9 protein-coding genes and 1 pseudogene are annotated in these 17740 nt (G+C 71.7%); 6 read left to right on the forward strand and 4 right to left on the reverse strand.

Features of this window, described 5'->3' with window-relative positions; genetic code table 11:
- Positions 1-6 precede the first annotated feature (6 nt).
- A complete protein-coding gene (locus tag ACFY36_RS05455; RefSeq protein ID WP_499744665.1) occupies positions 7-1575 on the reverse strand; it encodes a M28 family metallopeptidase in 1569 nt (522 codons plus the stop codon).
- 480 nt (positions 1576-2055) lie between these two features.
- Between ACFY36_RS05455 and ACFY36_RS05460 the strand changes: the two are divergent.
- Positions 2056-2541 (forward strand): annotated as a pseudogene (locus tag ACFY36_RS05460) (DUF1275 family protein); the annotation flags it as partial.
- A gap of 10 nt (positions 2542-2551) precedes the next feature.
- Here the strand turns inward: ACFY36_RS05460 and ACFY36_RS05465 are convergent.
- The gene (locus tag ACFY36_RS05465; protein WP_499744666.1) at positions 2552-3850 is read right to left on the reverse strand and encodes an MFS transporter; all 1299 of its coding nucleotides are present in this window, start codon (positions 3848-3850) and stop codon (positions 2552-2554) included.
- Between the two features lie 190 nt (positions 3851-4040).
- On the opposite strand from ACFY36_RS05465, the gene ACFY36_RS05470 reads away from it, so the two are divergent.
- Positions 4041-5528 carry a M1 family metallopeptidase gene (locus ACFY36_RS05470; RefSeq protein WP_499744667.1) on the forward strand — a complete coding sequence of 496 codons (1488 nt, stop codon included), beginning with the start codon at positions 4041-4043 and terminating at the stop codon, positions 5526-5528.
- Positions 5529-5996: 468 nt separating this feature from the next.
- On the opposite strand, the gene ACFY36_RS05475 is transcribed toward ACFY36_RS05470, so the two are convergent.
- Complete coding sequence (locus tag ACFY36_RS05475; protein ID WP_499744668.1) at positions 5997-6815, reverse strand: EamA family transporter; 819 nt, start codon at positions 6813-6815, stop codon at positions 5997-5999.
- A 227-nt stretch (positions 6816-7042) separates the two neighbouring features.
- Here ACFY36_RS05475 and ACFY36_RS05480 point away from each other — a divergent pair, with 227 nt between their 5' ends.
- Together ACFY36_RS05480 and ACFY36_RS05485 are read left to right on the forward strand one after the other, a co-directional pair.
- Positions 7043-9910 carry a GH92 family glycosyl hydrolase gene (locus ACFY36_RS05480; protein ID WP_499744669.1) on the forward strand — a complete coding sequence of 956 codons (2868 nt, stop codon included), beginning with the start codon at positions 7043-7045 and terminating at the stop codon, positions 9908-9910.
- A 156-nt stretch (positions 9911-10066) separates the two neighbouring features.
- Positions 10067-10474, forward strand: a complete 408-nt coding sequence (locus ACFY36_RS05485; protein WP_499744670.1) for a PPOX class F420-dependent oxidoreductase — start codon at positions 10067-10069, stop codon at positions 10472-10474.
- 35 nt (positions 10475-10509) lie between these two features.
- On the opposite strand, the gene ACFY36_RS05490 is transcribed toward ACFY36_RS05485, so the two are convergent.
- Complete coding sequence (locus ACFY36_RS05490) at positions 10510-10815, reverse strand: hypothetical protein (RefSeq protein WP_499744671.1); 306 nt, start codon at positions 10813-10815, stop codon at positions 10510-10512.
- Between the two features lie 168 nt (positions 10816-10983).
- On the opposite strand from ACFY36_RS05490, the gene ACFY36_RS05495 reads away from it, so the two are divergent.
- Both ACFY36_RS05495 and ACFY36_RS05500 read left to right on the forward strand, forming a co-directional pair.
- Complete coding sequence (locus ACFY36_RS05495) at positions 10984-14976, forward strand: nSTAND1 domain-containing NTPase (protein WP_499744672.1); 3993 nt, start codon at positions 10984-10986, stop codon at positions 14974-14976.
- A gap of 53 nt (positions 14977-15029) precedes the next feature.
- A complete protein-coding gene (locus tag ACFY36_RS05500; RefSeq protein WP_499744673.1) occupies positions 15030-17729 on the forward strand; it encodes a helix-turn-helix transcriptional regulator in 2700 nt (899 codons plus the stop codon).
- Positions 17730-17740 lie beyond the last annotated feature (11 nt).

The raw sequence follows: 17740 nt of genomic DNA on the forward strand, positions 1-17740 counted from the left end.
CGTGGATCAGCTCAGGGGCGTTCCGTGAGCGGAAAGGGCCGCGGCCGCCTTGGCCGCGGTGGCCGGGCGGGGCGGGATCGCGGACGTGTCCTGGGCGAACGTGGCCACCGCGGTGGCCACGCCGTCGGCGTTCACGTCCAGGGCGTAGGCGTTGATGTTGCCGATCAAGTGGTACTTCTTGCGGAGCTGCTTGTAGAGGGCCTTGTCGGCGCCGTCCTTCTCCGGCGTGAAGCTGTCGCATGCCTGGTGGTAGCAGGGGTCGTACGCCGCGCCGGCCACGCCGCCCCACAGGGCCACGTCGGCCTCGGTCTTCTCGACCTCGGCTCCGGTGAACAGGCCGCCGGCCGGGATGCCGGTGGCGATGAACGGGCCGTAATCCGAACGGCCCGTGAAGTCGGCCGCCGCCGTGGCCTCGCCGCGCTTGGCGAAGAACTTCTGGAAGACGGCCTCGATCTGGGCCGAGCCGGCCGGGCCGGGGCCGGCGCCGGAGGCGGCCGAGTCGTCGCCGTCGTAGACGCCGAAGGTGTAGTTCGGCGAGCCGATCATGTCGAAGTTCAGGTAGAGCGCGATCTTCGCCTGCTCGGCGGCCGGCAGGTTGGTCACGTAGTACGTCGAGCCGACCAGGTTGGCCTCCTCGGCGCCCCAGAACGCGAACCGCAGCTTGTTCTTCGTCTTGTGCTTCGACGCCTGCAACGCGGTCTCGAGGATGGCGGCGCTGCCGGTGCCGTTGTCATTGATGCCGGGGCCCTCGGGCACCGAGTCGAGGTGGGCGCCGGACATGACGACCTCGTTCGGGTCGCCCCAGCGGGACTCGGCGATGACGTTGCTGGTGGGCCGGACCTCGGCCTCGGCCTCGACCGTGATGGTGACGTTCAGGCCCGGCGTGCCGGCGAAGGCCACACCCTGCGGGTACGAGATCGAGATGGCCGGGATGCCGACCGGCGCGCCGAGCGTGCCGGCGAACAGGTCCTGGCGGTCCGGTGCGGTCGAATCACCCTGGTTCATCACGATGACGGCGGTGGCTCCGGCCGCGGCGGCGTTCGCCGCCTTCTGACCGAACGAGCAGCCGCCGCGCTGCACGAGAGCGATGTTGCCGCCGACACCCACGAAGTCGGCCGCCTCACAGCCCGAGGTGCTGGTGTTGGGGGTGGTCAGCTGCAGGTCGACGCCGACCACGGTGCCGGTCGCCGTGCCGCCGCCCGAGCAGTCCAGGACGTCGTAGTCCTCCTGGTCGACGTAGGTGGTGGCGGTGGGCGCGTTCTGCGTAAAGGCGGACGCGCCGTCGGTGCAGTAGTTGAAGTCGAACGGCTGCCGGGTGACCTTGTATCCGGCGTGCTTGAGCAGCGCGGCGACGTAGTCGGCGCTGCGGTCGAATCCGGGCGTGCCCGAGGCACGCGTGTCGTCGTTGCGGTCGGCGATCGCCTGGAAGGCCACGAGATGACGCAGCACTCCGGCCAGGGTGACCGCCCGGGGCAGGTCCTTTATGCTGCTGCCCCCGGCCTGAGCGGGGGCGGAAAGAGCGAAACTTCCCAGCAGTACGGCGACGGCGGCCGCGCCGATGAGGCGTCTTCGCACGATGAACTCCCTTCGATGACGGCAAATATCCAGCAACATAGATCGACTACGCGCCGTACGGAAGCGGTCACTCGGTCAGCGGTGCTCGGCCGTTCCGGCCGGGTTCGCCGGAGCCTCCATCCATGTACATCTATAGCCCTCAAGCTGCGAAAATGGCACTTTTCCGACGTACCCTCCTGCTCAGCTCCGCCGCCGCGGGTGTCGCCGGCGCCGTGACCGCGAGGGCCCGGAGACCGTCACGCCGGCCAACTACAGGCAGCGGCACGCGCGACCGGATCACTCGAGGCTGGGTTCGACGTCGGCGTCCGCAACCCGGTCGTGCTCACCGGCGACGTGCACGCCCACTGGGCCGACGAGCTGAAGCTCGACTACATCGACCCGGCGTCGCGCACGGCACCGTACGTCAAGACACCCTCCGCCCCTGACTCCTGGCTCACGTTTTCGCCTGTGGCGGCGGCCGCCGGGGTATCCACTGGTCCCATGAGGGAACGGGCCGGGACAGCGGTGCTGGCGGCCGCCGCGGGAGCGACGGATCTGCTGGCCCTGACCGTGCTGGGCGGCGCCTTCGCCAGCATCATCACCGGAAACCTGGTGACACTCGGGTACGGCATCGGCACCACCGACGCGGCCCGCGTCATCCCCGTGGCGATCGCCGTGACGGCGTACGGCCTCGGGGTCTTGATCTGGCGTCTTCTGCCCCCGGCCGTGACCGCGCCGCTGCTGGCCGAGCTCGCGCTGCTCGCCGTGGTGGCGGGCGGCCTGCTGACCGAGCCGGGCGTCGGCGGCAAGCGGGTCCTGCTGGCGGTGGCCGGGATCGCGATGGGCGGTCAGAGCGTGGTCGGGCTGCGGTTGCGCGCCTCGACCACGTACATGACCGGGGCCCTGGCCACCGCCCTGACCGGAGATCTGCGCAAGGCGGGGCCGGCGCTGCTGCAACTGGCGGCGCTGGTGGCGGGCGCGGCCGCGGCGGCCGGGCTCATGGCGGTGGCGCATGGGGCGGCGTACGTGCTCCCGGTGGTGCTGATGGGATCGGCGGTCCCGCTGCTGTCGCCGGGGCTGCGAAGTAGCGCCACAGCTCAGGAAACGCCCGAACCAGAAGCGCGACCGTCAGCACGGTGAGGACTCCACCGGCCACGATCGCAGGCCGGGCGCCGAGGGAGGCGCCGGTGAGCCCGTGCACCACGTTGGCCAGCTGAGGACCGCCCATCAGGACGACCGTGAGCGACCCCTGGATGCGGCCGCGAAGGGCGTCGTCGGTGTGTGCCTGCGAGATGGCGTTGCGGAAAGTGCTCAGCGCGAAATTGACGGCGCCGCCCAGAACCAGCGCCACCAGCGCGACGGCCAGGTTCGCGGCCAGGCCGAGCAGAATGACGCAGCCACCCCAGGTCATCGCGGCCGAGGCCATCAGGGCGCCGTGCCGCCGGGCCCGGCTGAGAGCCCCCGAGAACAGGGCGGCCAGGAGCACCCCGGCCGGATAGGCCCCGAACATCAGGCCGAGCTCGGGGCCGCCACCGGCCGGGCCGCCGTACGTCCGTTCGGCCAGCTCGGGGAAGAGCGCGGACGGCATGGCGAAGACCATCGCGGCCAGGTCCACGGCGAGAATCGCGACGAGAACCCGGCGCCCGGCCAGATAGCGGAAGCCGTCACCGAGCCGGCGCAAGGTGCCCCGCGCCGGGCTCGCCGACGGGGGCATCGCCGGTAGCCGGGCCACCGCCCACAGCACGAGAGCAAGCGCCAGCGCGTCGAGCAGATAGAGCGTTCCGAGCCCCACGACCGGAACCAGCGCACCGGCGAGCAGAGGCCCGGCGACAGCGCCGCCGTACCGGGTGAGCGAACTGAGGCTGTTGGCCGCGACCAACTGGTCCGGGGGCACCACCCGGGGCACCACGGCGCCGGTCACGGTCAGGGTGACACCGAAGCTGACACCTTGCCCGGCGACGAGAGCAAGCGCCAGCGGCACGGACTCGAGACCGAGAACGGTGTTCAGCCACAGACCGAGATACACCAGCCCCAGCCCGGCGTTGCCGGCAAGCAGCAGCCGCCGCCGGTCCATCGCGTCGGCCAGGGCCCCCGCCCACAGCGCCGAAACGACAAGCGTCCCGAGCGAAACCGCGGCCGCCACCCCGACGACGGCCGACGACCCGGTGAGCGTGAACAGCTGGGTGGGCACCGCGACAAGGCTGAAGGACCCACAGAACGCGGTGACCGCCGACGCCACCCAGAGCCGCCGAAAGGCAGCAACCCGCAGCGGCCGTCCATCGATGAAGAGCTTCACAGCCCCGATGCTGGGATCTGCCCCAGGGACAAGGTCAACAGGTCACCCCGCGATGAGCGGCCTGACCTCGACTGCTATCCGCCGATTGCCGGCCGTCGTGGCTGACCCGTCGGAGCGGACGGGGCAGCGATCTTTGTATCGATGTGGATAGATTCGCCGGGACCGTTCCCTTCGACGGAAGGAAAGTGCTGTGCGACGACTGTTCGTGGCACTGGCCGCCGGCGTGGTCACCCTTGCTGGGACTGGTGTGGCTGCTCAGGCCGCGCCGGCGCCGGGTGGGCCCGGGGTGGGCGACAGCTACTTCCCGGACTACGGCAACAGCGGGTACGACGTCTCCCACTACGACATCCGCCTGCGGTACACGCCGGCCACCGATCGGCTGGCCGGCACCACCACGATCCTGGCCAAGGCGGAACAGGATCTCAGCCGCTTCAATCTCGACTTCGTCCTCGACGTGTCGTCGGTGCTGGTGAACAACCGTCCGGCGACCTTCGCCCGGCAGGGGGACCACGAGCTTGTCGTCACGCCGGCCCGGCCGGTCGCCGACGGCGGCGCCATGACCATCGTGGTCCAATATTCGGGTGTGCCGTCGAGCAAGGTCGCGGCCGGGTTCACCGCCTGGATCCGTACGCCCGACGGCGCCATGGCCATCGGTGAGCCGGAAATCGCCTGGTGGTGGTACCCGAGCAACGACCACCCGACCGACAAGGCCACCTTCGACGTCTCCCTGAGCGTGCCCGACGGTGTCGAGGCCATCAGCAACGGCGTCATGCCGCGCCCGCCGGTCCGCGAGACCCTCGGCTACACGCGGTGGAGCTGGCGTTCCCTCAAACCGCAGGCCACCTATCTGACCTTCATGACCGTCGGCCAGTACGACGTCATGACCGACACGACCGCGAGCGGCCAGCCCGTCTACAACGCGTACTCCCAGCTCATGACCCAGGAGCTGCGTGAGGCGGCGCAGGTCAGCGTCGAGCGCACGGCCGAGATCACCGACTGGGAGACCACGCTGTTCGGCCCGTGGCCGTTCGAGGCGCGCGGCGGCGTCGTCGCCCCGCCCGCCACGCTGTGCTGCGCGCTCGAGAACCAGACCCGGCCCAACTATTCGACGGCTTTCTTCACCCGCGGCTCCAACACGTCCGTGGTCGTGCACGAGAACGCCCATCAATGGTTCGGCGATTCGGTGTCGGTGGCCGACTGGCGTCACATCTGGCTCAACGAGGGCTTTGCCAGCTACGCCGAATGGCTCTGGTCGGAGAAGAACGGCGAGGGCACGGCCCAGGAGATCTTCGATTATCTGTACGCCACCTATCCCGCGAACGCTTCGATCTGGACCACGGCCCCGGCCGATCCGGGTGTCGCCCGGCTGTTCGGCGACGCCGTCTACGACCGCGGCGCCATGACCCTGCACCAGCTGCGGCTGGCCGTCGGCGACGACGACTTCTACGAAATCCTGCGCACCTGGGCCGCCGAGCACCGCTACGGCAACGCCACCACCGGACAGTTCACCGCCCTGGCCGAGAAGATCTCCGGCCAGGACCTCGATGCCCTGTTCCAGGCGTGGCTCTACACCCCCTCCAGGCCGGTCGTGGCCTCCGCCCTGGCCCGTAAGGCGGCCGCCGCCCCGAAGTCGTGGGCCGAGATCAGCCACACCCACGATCTGATCCACCAGCACTGACCGGTCCGGGGGGGGGGGGGGGGGGGGGGGCCGCGGGGGGGCCCCGGGGCCCCCCCCCCCCCGGGGGCCCCACCCCCCCCCCCCCCCCGGCCCCGAGCCCCCCCCCCCCCCCCCCCCCCGCGCCCGTTCACCGGAGCAGGCGTCGTTCCTCCTCACGCCTGACCCTCAGTGCGATCGCCCGCGACGACCTCGTCCGTACGGCGGCGAACTTGACGATGGTGAGCATGCGAAACATCGCGTGCAGGTCCAATTGATGTTCCCCCGGCGCCTTCGGCAACTGCTGGACGAGGGCCAATGTGCGGTCCGGGGAAATCCCGATCCAGTGTTTCCGGGAAATGTGAAGGCAGGGTGCAATCGGGACGCGAAGATTAGCAACGGCCTCATGGGCCCGGCTATGCTGATGATGTAAGACGCGATTAATAATTCCCGGCGACCAGTCAATTATCTCATGAGCATTGTCAATCGTCGTCACCGGGCCAGGCAGGCGACGGCGAATACGGCGGCCACCACGCCGTACAGATGGACGGTGTGCAAGCGCTCGCGGAGGACCAGGCGGTTGAGGAGCAGCGTCACCGCGGGATAGAGGGACGCCACGACGGCCGTGGGGGCCAGGGCGGACGCGGCGGCCACGATGAAGGCGGCGTCGGCCGCCACGTCGGAGGCGCCGACCAGGAAGATCCGTGGCTGGAGCAGGGCGGACCGGGAGCCGCCGACGATGAGGGCCATGGCTATGGCGGCCACGCCCGCGCTTGTCCGGGCCGTGGCCAGCGCCCAGAACTCGTCGGCCTCGGCCGCCTCGTGGATGAGGACGAAGAAGGCTCCGAAACCGAGAGCGGCGCCGAGGGCGCAGGGAATGGCCCATCGGCGGGTACGGCTTGACGTCTCGCCCGGCACGGGCCAGCTGGCCATGGTGGCGCCGATCAGGCCGGCGGTCACGCCCAGGGCCACGCCGGCGCCGAGGCGCTGGCCGTGCAGGAGGCCCCAGCCGACCGGGACCAGGGCGGCGACCGCGGCGACCGGGGCCACCACGACCGGTGAGCCCTCGCGCATCGCGCGGTAGAGCAGGCCCATGGCCGGCAGGCCGACCAGGCCGGCGGCGGCGCCCAGCCACAGGCGGGCGTCCCAGGCCGGTGGGAGGCCGCGGACGAGCGCGGCGGGCAGGATCAGGATCATGGCGGCTATCTGGGAGCCGATCAGGATGGTCAGGATCGGCCGGTGGCGGGTCAGCACGCCGGCCAGGAAGTCCGACGTGCCCCATCCGAGGGCCGCCACGACCGCGGTTGTCATCACCCACGCCATGGCCGTCAGGGCGCTTCACGGTGGAATCGGCACAAAACCATGCGGCCGATCCTTCCGATCGGGGCGCCCGCGGTCAGTCGCCCGCAGGTGGGCGGCCGACCGGGCTAATCCCATCGGTCCTTGTTGTTGATCTTTCGTCCGACTTCTGGCCATGTAGGTGTCCTCTCGGGACACGATGCTCTCTCTTGATCGATACCCCTCGAGAAGGAACACGAATGCGCATCCGGTATCTGGCGCTGGCACTGGCGCCGATCCTCTCGACCGCGGTGCTGGCGGCGCCCGCGGACGCTCACCGGGAACTGTCGCCGTTCGACGCGGTGAACCAGTTCATCGGCACCGAGATGGACACGACGCAGAACAAGAGCAACGACGCGTACGGCAACACGTTCCCCGGAGCGGCCGTGCCGTTCGGCATGGTGCAGCCCAGCCCGACCACCTACAAGGCGGGCAACGCGCTGGTGGGGGAGAAGGGCGGCTACGAATACACCGCCAGTCTGATCCGCGGATTCGGCATGACCCGCTATTCGGGTACGGGCTGCACGGGGCGCTACGGCGGTTACGAGTTTCCCACCATCCCGTACGCGGGTGAGCTCACCGACGGCGTCCTGCCCACCAATCCGTCGGCCGACGTGAAGCCCTATTACCTGAGCTTCAGCCACGCCAACGAGGTCTCCCAGCCGGGCTACTACAAAGTGGCCCTGGACAACGGCATCACCACGGAATTGACGGCCAGCAGCCGTACGGCCGTAAGCCGTTTCTCCTTCTCCGGCAACGCGACCCTGATCCTCGACGTGTCCGGGCAGAACAACCGGTCGTTCGGCAGCGAGGTCACCGTCGACCCGGCCACCCGCACGGTCAGCGGCTGGATGTACGGGACCGACGTGTGCGACGTCGGCAACCTCTACAAGGCGTACTTCTCGACGACGTACGACAAGCCTTTCGCGTCGTACGGCACCTGGAACGACGGCGAGATGACCGCCGGATCGGCCCACGCCGTCAAGAGCACCACCGACACCGGCGTGGACTACCGCCACGACACCGGCGCGTGGATCACCTTCGCCGACGGCGCCAAGGTCACCGCCAAGACCGGATTCAGCTATGTGAGCGTCGCCAACGCGGCCGCGAACCGGGACAAGGAGGTGGGCAAGGAGCGTTTCGATTCCGTACGCAAGGACGCCGCCTCCCAATGGAAGAAGGCGCTCGGCACCATTGACATCGGTGGCGGCACCGACGCGCAGCGGACCTCCTTCTACACCGCGCTCTACCATTCGCTGCTGCACCCGAATGTGCGTGACGACGTCAACGGCCAGTACCTCGGCTACGACAATCAGGTCCACGCGGTCGCCAAGGGACGGCATTTCTACGAGAACCTGAACTTCGCCGGCTCGGGCTGGGACATGTACCGCAGCCAGGCTCAGCTGATCGCGCTGACCTTTCCCAAGGTCGCCTCCGACATGGCGCAGTCGATCGTCGACATGGTGAAGCAGAAGGGCTCGTGGGCGCCCGGCGCGGCCCGCATGCAGGGCGACAACTACCAGGTCATCCTGGCCACGCTCGACGACATGGGTATCGCCTTCGACCGCAAGGCCGCGCTGGCCTCGATGGTCGCCACCCAGAAACTGCCCGCGGTCGCCAGCAGCCGCTCCGACGCGTACCAGTACTTCGCGACCGGCCTGATCGAGAACCGTAAGGGCGACTTCGCCACCTCGCGTGTCCTCGAGTACTCGATCGACGACTTCGCCATCGCCCAGCTGGCTCTCAAGGAGCACGACAAGGCGAACTACGACTTCTTCATGGGCCGCGCCCAGAACTGGATGAACGTCTTCGACCCGGTCACCCAGCACATCCGCCCGCGCGAGCGCACCGGCTTCGACCGGAGCTTCGATCTGCGTGTACGGGAGGACGGCGCCGGCCGCGGCCAGTTCAACCAGTCCACGGGCTACCAGTACGGCTGGCTCGTCCCGCAGAACATGTCCACGCTGATCGCCCAGCGCGGCGGGGTCGCGGCGGCCACCGCCCAGCTCGACACGCTCATGGCCCAGCTCGACGCCGGCGCGTACACCCAGACCGGCAACTACCTGTCGAACCAGCCGGCCTTCGGCACGCCGTGGGTCTACAACTGGCTCCAGGCCCCGGCCAAGGCCACCGACGTGCTCTACCGGGCGGTTTCCGAGATGTACGACACGACGCCGTCGGGCCTGCCCGGCAACGACGACCAGGGGTCGCTGAGCGCCTGGTACGTCTTCGCCGGCCTGGGCGTCTACCCGGCCGTCTACGGCACCGGCGACCTGCTGATCAGCGCTCCGATGTTCAAGAGCGTCACCATCGACCCGGTCGACGGCCGGCGTGACATCCGGATCACCGCTCCGGGCGTACAGAATGGCAAGAAGTATGTGTCGTCCCTGAAGGTGAACGGCGCTCGGCGCAGCGCGAACTGGCTGGATGCTCGCACTGCCGGCCGCCTCGACTTCACGATGTCGGCCACGCCCGGCACGTGGGGCACCGGGGCAAAGGACGTGCCGCCGTCGTACACGGACGGCGCGGACGCCCGGAACAACATCGGCACCACCCCGAACGGCAAGGGCAACCTGGGCTCGATGGACCTGAGCGACTGGTCCTTCTCCCGCGAGAGCCTGGCCGCGGCCGGCGCCACCCCCGGCGCCTCGCTGCCGCTGGGCCAGACCGGCATCGCCTTCACCTGGCCCACCGCCGAGCCCGGCACCCCCGACAACTGGATCCCGCACGGCCAGCGCGTCGACCTGCCGAACCGCCGGTCCTCCGCGGTCTCGTTCCTCGGCCTGGCCACCAACGGCCCGTCCACGGGCACGGCCACGGTCGTCTACACCGACAGGACCACCCAGCAGGTGACCGTCACGTTCGCCGACTGGGCCGCGGCCGACCCGACCACCCTCATCACCCTGTCGGGCCGCAACAACGCCAACGGCACCGCCGGCGACGGCACGTTCCGCGTCTTCGCCACCGCACCGGCCGCCCTCGACAGCACGAAGACGGTCGACGCGGTGATCCTGCCGCAGTCCACCGACAAGGGCATCATGCACGTCTTCGACGTCGCGGCGTCCTGACCCAGCCCTTCACCGGATCTCCCCAGGCCGTACGCCCACCCTCCTCGAACGTTCGCCAAGCTGACCGGGCAGTCGGGTCAGCTTGGCGAACGGGAGCGCGGCGGCCTGGGTCACAGGCTGGTGGATCCGCTGACCGGCCGCACTAGGCTCCTGATCATGTCCAAGATCCCGCTTCCCGCGAAGCTCACCGAGTTCCTCCGGCAGCCCCACCCCGCGGTCATGGCCACGGTCGCGGCGGACGGGCGGCCGGTCACCGTGGCCACCTGGTACCTGCTGGAGGACGACGGCCGGGTGCTGCTCGGCCTCGACGCGAAGCGGGCGCGGCTCAAGCACCTGCACCGCGACCCGAGGGTCTCCCTGACCGTCCTGGCCACCGACGACTGGTACAGCCACGCGAGCGTCCAGGGCCGGGTCGTCTCCATCGCCGACGACGAGGGCCTGGCGGCCATCGACCGCCTGGCCGTCCACTACACCGGCGAGCCGTACGCGAACCGCGAGCGCCCCCGCGTCGCCGTCCAGGTCGAGATCGACACGTGGCACGCCTGGGGCGACCTGCGCGAGTGAAACCCGGCCGGCCCTCCGTCGGCGCGAAGCGCAGATCAGGAGGGCCCGCCCTTCGCGGGGGTGTCGTCGGGGAAGCGCCACTGATGCTTCCCGATCATCAGCACGAAGGCGACGAGGCCGACGGCCAGGACCGGGTCGCCCGAACCGGCCGCTTCCACCTGTGCGTCGACGCAGCGCCCGTGCTCCGTCAGATGGGCGATCGCCCTCATCTCGCTCAGGCTGACCAGCAGGCCGAGGGCGAAAACGAGGAACGAGGCGGCGATGATGGCCGCCTCGAGAGGTTCGAAGCGCATTCCCCGGCGGAGCGAGAACCGGCCCTTCGGCAGCGATCGACGTCCCAAAGTCGGTCATTCCTTCCGCTCATGTAGGCGAGCCTCCCAGAATCGCTCCGTCGCTGGGACGCGATGGCCGAATCGCTGGCCGAGAAATCGCGGCCCACTCCCCGCATGGCCCCGAGCGCCGCGCTTCGGGATGTGCACAGTGGACCCGGCTTGGCATGATGGACGTCGATGACGAGCGCGTCGGGAGCCGCCGAGCGGGCACGGGCCGGGATCCGTTCCTGGGTTCGGTCCGCCGGGTCCGGGCTGCGCCGGGCCAGCCCGTACGGGATTCTCGCCTTTCTGGCGGCCTCGGCGGTGGCGCCGATCGCGGGGGCCGCGCTGGGCGCCTCGGGCGAGTTCGCCGCGGCGCTGGGGCAGGCCGGTGGCATGGGCAGCAACTATCTGGGTGATGCGCTGGCCGATGCCGCTCGGCGCCTCTCCGCGTCGCCGCAGGCGCCCGCGACGGATGAAGGGGATGAGCGCTGGCGGGACGCGGTTGCCGCTGAACTGCTGGAGCGGCTCGAAGAGGGCGACACCCGGCTCCGGGACGACCTGGCCGAGCTGCTGCGATCGATCGGGGCCGTCGAGACCGCGCTGCTGGCGGCCGACGAGGAGACACGGCGGCAGATCGCGGTGGCTCTGGGCGCGGCGCACGTGCTCGGGGCCGAGACGCTGCGGGTGCTCGACGAGATTCAGCACGGGCTCAACGAGCAGGCCGAGCGACAGCGCCACGACACGGGCCAGGTGCTGACCGCGCTGGCCGCGACCACGGCGCTGATCCGGTCGCTGCGCGTTCCCGGTGACGCGGCGCCGGTCGAACCGCCGGGGCCGGCCGGCGTGTCGCCCTATCCGGGGCTGGCCAGCTTCGGCGTGGAGGACGCGCCGTTCTTCCACGGCCGCGAGGGCCTGATCGGGGAGCTGCTCGGGCGGCTGGCCGAGCAGACGCTGGGCGGGCCACCGCTGATCCTGGTCGGCGCGTCCGGTGTGGGGAAGTCGTCGTTGCTGCGGGCCGGGCTGCGAGCCGCGGTGGCCGCGGACGGCGCCGGTGAGGGCAGTGGCGCCTGGGAGTGGATCGACCTGACCCCCGGCGCGACGCCCGTCGCCTCGTTGCGGGCCGTGCTCGGCGACTCCGCCTCCGAGGGCCGCCGCGTTGTTCTGGTGGACCAGTTCGAGGAGCTCTTCACGCAATGCGGTGACGCGGAGGAGCGCGCCGCGTTCGTGCGGGCGCTTGTCGACGTACCCGACAAGGTCCTGATCCTTGCTGTCCGAGCCGATTTCTATGCGCAGTGCACCGAGATCGGGGCCCTCGCGGACGTGCTCGCGCGCGGGCAGGTGGTGCTCGGGCCGCTGGGGGAGAAGGAACTGCGGCGGGCCGTCGCCGAGCCGGCGCGGGACGCGGGCCTGAGCGTCGAGGCCGGGCTCGTCGAGGTGCTGCTGCGTGACTACGAGCCCGGCGCGCTGCCGTTGCTGGCGCACGCGTTGCGGGCGACCTGGGAGCGCCGCGAGGGCGACACGCTCACGCTGGCCGGCTATCAGAGGACCGGCGGGGTGCGGCGGGCCGTCGCGGAGACGGCCGAGGGGGTGTACGACAGGCTGGACGAGCCGGGCCGGGCAGCGCTCCGCTCCGAGCTGCTCGGGTTGGTCACCGTCGTCGAGGGTCTGGCCGTACGACGGCGGGCGGCCCGGCCCGAGGTGGACATGACGGTGCTCGGGCCGCTGGTGGCCGAACGCCTCGTCACGGCCGGCGAGGACACGGTCGAGATCAGCCACGAGGCATTGCTGACCGGCTGGCCCCGGCTGGCGGGCTGGGTCGAGGACGCCCGGGCCGAGATCGTGCTGCGACAGCGCCTTTCCCAGGCCGCCAGGGAATGGGACGAGGGCGGCGAGGATCCCGATCTGCTCTACCGGGGTGGCCGGCTGACCGAGGCCCGGGAGTGGGCGGCGGGACGGTCCGACCTGCCGCCACCGCAGGCGCGGTTCCTGGTCGCGTCGGCGGCGTCGGCCGAGGCCCGGCAGGTCGCGGCGCGGCGGACCACCCGGCGTTTGCGGCGGCTCGTCGCCGGCCTGAGCGTGGCGCTGCTGCTGGCGGTGGCCGGCGGCCTGGTCGCCCTCGACCAGCGCGGCGAGGCGCGGGCCAACGGGCGGGCGGCGCTGTCGCGGCAGTACGCCCTGGAGTCGCAGACGCAGCACTATGGCGACCCGACCGGATCGGTCGACCGGGCGCTGGCCGCCTGGGACGCCGAGCCGACCCAGGAGGCCCGGAACGCGCTCATGTACGGGCAGCACACCCAACTGGCCGGGCGGCTCGGCACGCGGACCGGGGCCTCGGCGATCGCGGTGAGCCCGGACGGTGGCCTGGTGGCGGCCGGCTATGCGGACGGCGACATCGACCTGTGGGACACGGCCTCCCTGCAACCGGCCCGGCCCGCTCTGCGCCATCCCACCGGCAACCTGTTCCACCTGAGCTTCTCGCCGGACGGGCGGTTCCTCGCCTCCGGATCGATCGGTGACGACGGGGTGGTCATCTGGGACGCGCGCTCGGGTGAGATGCGGCACCGGCTGCCGGCCTTCGGCGCGGTGGCCTGGTTGCCCGACTCGTCGGCGGTGCTCGCCGCGCGCGCCGACGCGCTGAGGACGATCGGGGAGTGGGATCCCGAGCGGGGCCGGCTGACCGGGTCGACCGCGCTGCCGGTCGACGCCTCCATCGGGCTCGCGGTCGACGGCGGCGGCCGCAATCTGGCGGTCGTGGGACCGGAGGAGGGCGCGATCGTCGAACGGCGCGGCGGCGTCACGCGGGCCCGCATCGCGGACGTGTTCCACGTGGCGGCCGGGCCCGGCGACAGCTTTCTCACCATCGGCAAGGAGAACGGCAGCCCGGTGCGGATGTGGTCGGCCACCGGGAACTGGCGCCCGGTGGTCGTGCCCGACCCCACCCGGGAGGCGGAGCCGGCGCCGCCGGGACGCTTCGCGGTCACCCCGGACGGCACGATCGTCACCGCCAGCGGTGAGGCCGGCGAGATCCTGCGGCTCACCCTCGGCGGGCCGCGCACGGACGTGACCGGCCTGCAGGCTGTGCCCTTCTCCATCGCCGTCTCGGGTGACGGCCGGCTCCTCGCGCTGGCCGGGGGGAACGATCCGCCCACCCTGATGCGGCCCGACCGGAGCGCCCTGCCCCATCCGCAGGTCGTCGACTCCATGGCCGTCGACCGCACGGGCGAGCGCCTGGCCACCGGTTCCCACGACGCCGCCATCCGGATCTGGGATCCGCGCACCGGATCGCCGCGCTCGACGATCGCCGGGGACGAACCGGCCGGGCTCGCCTTCGGGCCGGACGGCAGCCTGGCCGCCTCGGTCGACAAGGGCGGCCGGGTGCTGCTCTTCGACCCGGCGCTCAAGCCGGGGCCGACGTTCACCGTCCGCCCGGGCCTCACTCCGGAAGCGGTGGCGTTCTCGCCCGACGGGTCGCTGCTGGCGGCGACGACACCACGCCGTCTCGGCGACGGGGTGACCGAGAGCGACGTGCAGAACCTCGACGATCCGGACGTCGTCGTCTGGGACCTGCGCACCCGCCGGCAACAGGCCGAGCTCAGGCTGCCCGATCAGGTTCCCGTCCGGCTCGCGTTCACTCCGGACGGGCGGCACCTGCTCGTCACGTCGAATCGCACCCCGGCCCCGGGCCGATGGGACGGCCGGGTGTCGCGCTTCCGCGTACCGGATCTGGCCCTGCTCGATTTCCGCGATCTGCCCGGGACCTACGCCGGGGAGGTCGCGGTCAGTCCCGACTCGGCCACTGTGGCGCTGCCCACCGACGACGGCGTCCGCCTGATCCGGGTCGACGGGCTGGCCGTGCGGGGCAGCGTCGGCGCCCAGCCCGTCCGGGTGACCCGGATCGCCTGGTCGCCGGACGGCCGGACGTTGGCCACCGGCACCGACACCAACGACGGGCTGATCTACCTCTGGGACAGCGCGACCGGTGATCGGACCGGCGAGCTGCGCGGCAACAGCAACCAGAAGGGGCCGCTGGCCTTCACCCCGGACGGCAAGCGTCTGCTGGCCGGCCTGAACGACTGGACCGTCGGCGTGTGGCAGCTCGACCCGGCCGACGCGATTCCCTCACTGTGCGCCATCTCCGTGCCTGTCAATCGGGCGAACGGGCAGGGGCTTCCGGCACTGTGCCGATGAGGGTTCCCCCAGCCCACGCCAGGTACGCTGCGGCGCGGGGGGATGTGATCGACGTGGCTGGTGAGAGGCTGCGGGGGCGGCGGCGCGAACGTGAGGCGCTGGACCGCCTGCTGCGCGACGTACGGGGTGGGCGGAGCCATGCCCTCGTCCTGCGGGGCGAGGCCGGTGTCGGCAAGACCGCGCTGCTCGACCATCTCGCCGAGCAGGCGTCGGGGCTTCGGGTGCTGCGGGCGGCCGGGGTCGAGCTCGAGTCGGAGATCACCTATTCGGCTCTGCAGCAGCTGTGCGCGCCGCTGCTGGAACATCTGGACCGGCTGCCGGCGCCGCAACGGGCCGCCCTCGCCACCGCCGTCGGGCTCGCCGCCGGGAAGCCGCCGGAGGCGCTGCTGGTCGGGCTGGCCGTGCTGGGGCTGTTCGCCGAGGCCGCGTCGCAGCGGCCGCTGGTCTGCATCGTCGACGATGTGCAGTGGCTCGACCGGATGTCGGAGCTGATCCTGACCTTCGTGGCCCGCCGGCTGGACGCCGAGTCGGTCGCCCTCGTCTTCGGCGTGCGGAGCCCGGCCGATTCCCTGCCCGGTCTGCCCGACCTGACCGTCGAAGGGCTGTCCGACGCCGATGCCCGGATCCTGCTCGACTCCGCCCTTCCGGGGCCGGTCGACGCCCGGGTCCGCGACCGGATCGTGGCCGAGACCCGCGGCAACCCGCTGGCGCTGCTGGAGCTGCCGCGCGGGCTGTCCACGGCCGAGATGGCGTTCGGCTTCGGCGGGCTGAGCACGGCCCCGCTGGCCGGGCGGGTCGAGGACAGCTTCCAGCGCCGCATCGCGGCCCTGCCCGCCGAGACCCGCAAGGTGCTGCTGGCGGCGGCCGTCGAGCCCGTCGGCGACGTACCTCTGCTGTGGCGGGCCTTGGAATCGCTGGGGATCGGGCCCGAGGCGGCGGTGCCGGCCGAGACCGCGCAGCTCATCGACCTGAGCCGCCGGGCCCGTTTCCCCCATCCGCTCGTGCGGTCCGCCGCCTGGCGCTCCGGCAGCGCGGCCGAGCTGCGCGAGGTGCACCGGGTCCTGGCCGAGGTCACCGACCCGGTCACCGACCCCGACCGCCGGGCCTGGCATCGCGCCCACGCCGTCGCCGGGCCGGACGAGGAGGTCGCCGACGAGCTGGAGCGTTCGGCCGACCGGGCCCGCGCCCGCGGCGGCTGGTCGGCCGCCGCCGCCTTCCTGGAACGCGCCGCCGAGCTCACCCTCCACACCGACCGCCGCGTGTCCCTGCTGCTCGCCGCCGCCCGCGCCCACTCCGACGCCGGCTCGTTCGGCCAGGTGCCGGAGCTGCTCGGCGCGGCCGAGATGGGCGTGCTGTCGCCGTTGCAGCGGGCCGGGGTGGAGCAGATCCGGGCCCACGTCACCTTCGTGCTCAATCCGGGCCGGGCCGCCGGTCCTCCGCTGCTCGCGGCGGCCGAGCAACTGCGCGACCTCGATCCGGCCGCGGCCCGCGAGACCTATCTGACGGCCGTCGGCGCCGCCGTCCACACCGGACGCGCCGACCCCGGATTCCTGCGCTCCACGGCCGAGGCGGCCCGTTCGGCCCCACCCGGCGACGACCTGGCCGGCCTGATGCTGGCCGGGCTGACAACCTGGATTCTTGAGGGGTACGCCTCGGCGGCGCCCGCCATGAACAAGGCCGTCGACGCCATGACGGGCATGAGCGACGCCGATCTGCGGCTGATCTGGCTGGCGGCGCCGATGGCGTACGAGATGTTCCGCTTCGACGTCCTCGACCAGGTGACGTCGCGGGCCGTGCAGGTGGCCCGGGACACCGGAGCGCTCTCGCTCCTGCCGAACGCGCTCGCCCTGCGCGCCGGCGTCATGCACTACCTGGGCCGCCTCGACGACTCGTCCAGCCTCATCGACGAGGCCGAGGGCCTCATGCGCGCCACCGGCAGCGCGCTCCAGCTGTCCGGTGCGGTTCCGCTGGCGGCCTACCGAGGGCGGGAGCCGTACGCCTCGCAGCTCGTCGACGCCATGTTCCGCGAGGCCGCCGCGCGGGGCGAGGGCTGGTCGCTCGGCATCGCCGGCTACTTCAAAGCCGCGCTGTGCAACGGATTGGGTGACTATCAGGCCGCGTTCGACGCGGCCCGGGAAGCGGCTTCGTACCCCGATCTGGCGATCTACCACTGGAACCTGGGCGAGCTGGTCGAGGCGGCGACGCGGGTGGGTTCCGCGGCCTCGGCCGAGTCGGCCCGTTCCCTGCTGGCCGAGCGGACCTCGGTCGCGGGCACGGACTGGGCGCGGGGCGTGCAGGCGCTGGCCGACGCCCTCGTGCACGCCGACGAGAGCCGCTACCGGGCCAGCATCGCCTCGTTCACCGCGGCCGGGATGGGCATGCAGGTGGCCCGGGCCCATCTGCTGTTCGGCGAATGGCTGCGCCGCGAGAACCGCCGCTCCGAGGCCCGGGCCGAGCTGCACCAGGCCCACGAGGCCTTCACCACGATCGGCGCCGAGGCCTTCGCCACCCGGGCCGCCCGCGAGCTGGCCGCCACCGGCGAGACCGTCCGGGCCAAGACACCCGGCACGGCCGACCAACTCACCTCGCAGGAGTCCCAGATCGCCCGGCTGGCCGTCACCGGCCGCACCAACCCGGAGATCGGCGCCTCCCTGTTCCTGAGTCCCCGCACCGTCGAATGGCACCTCCGCAAGATCTTCACCAAGCTCGGCATCACCTCGCGCCGCGAACTGGCCGCCGCCCTGCACAGCTGAGGAGTCCCGCC

It is taken from the genome of Actinoplanes sp. NPDC000266, assembly GCF_042899005.1.
Lineage (GTDB): Bacteria > Actinomycetota > Actinomycetes > Mycobacteriales > Micromonosporaceae > Actinoplanes.

Bases quoted from the DNA above. Each gene is read 5' to 3' on its own strand.
- ACFY36_RS05475 (WP_499744668.1), bottom strand. From the start codon at position 6,815: ATGACAACCGCGGTCGTGGCGGCCCTCGGATGGGGCACGTCGGACTTC.
- ACFY36_RS05480 (WP_499744669.1), top strand. From the start codon at position 7,043: ATGCGCATCCGGTATCTGGCGCTGGCACTGGCGCCGATCCTCTCGACC.
- ACFY36_RS05485 (WP_499744670.1), top strand. From the start codon at position 10,067: ATGTCCAAGATCCCGCTTCCCGCGAAGCTCACCGAGTTCCTCCGGCAG.
- ACFY36_RS05495 (WP_499744672.1), top strand. From the start codon at position 10,984: ATGACGAGCGCGTCGGGAGCCGCCGAGCGGGCACGGGCCGGGATCCGT.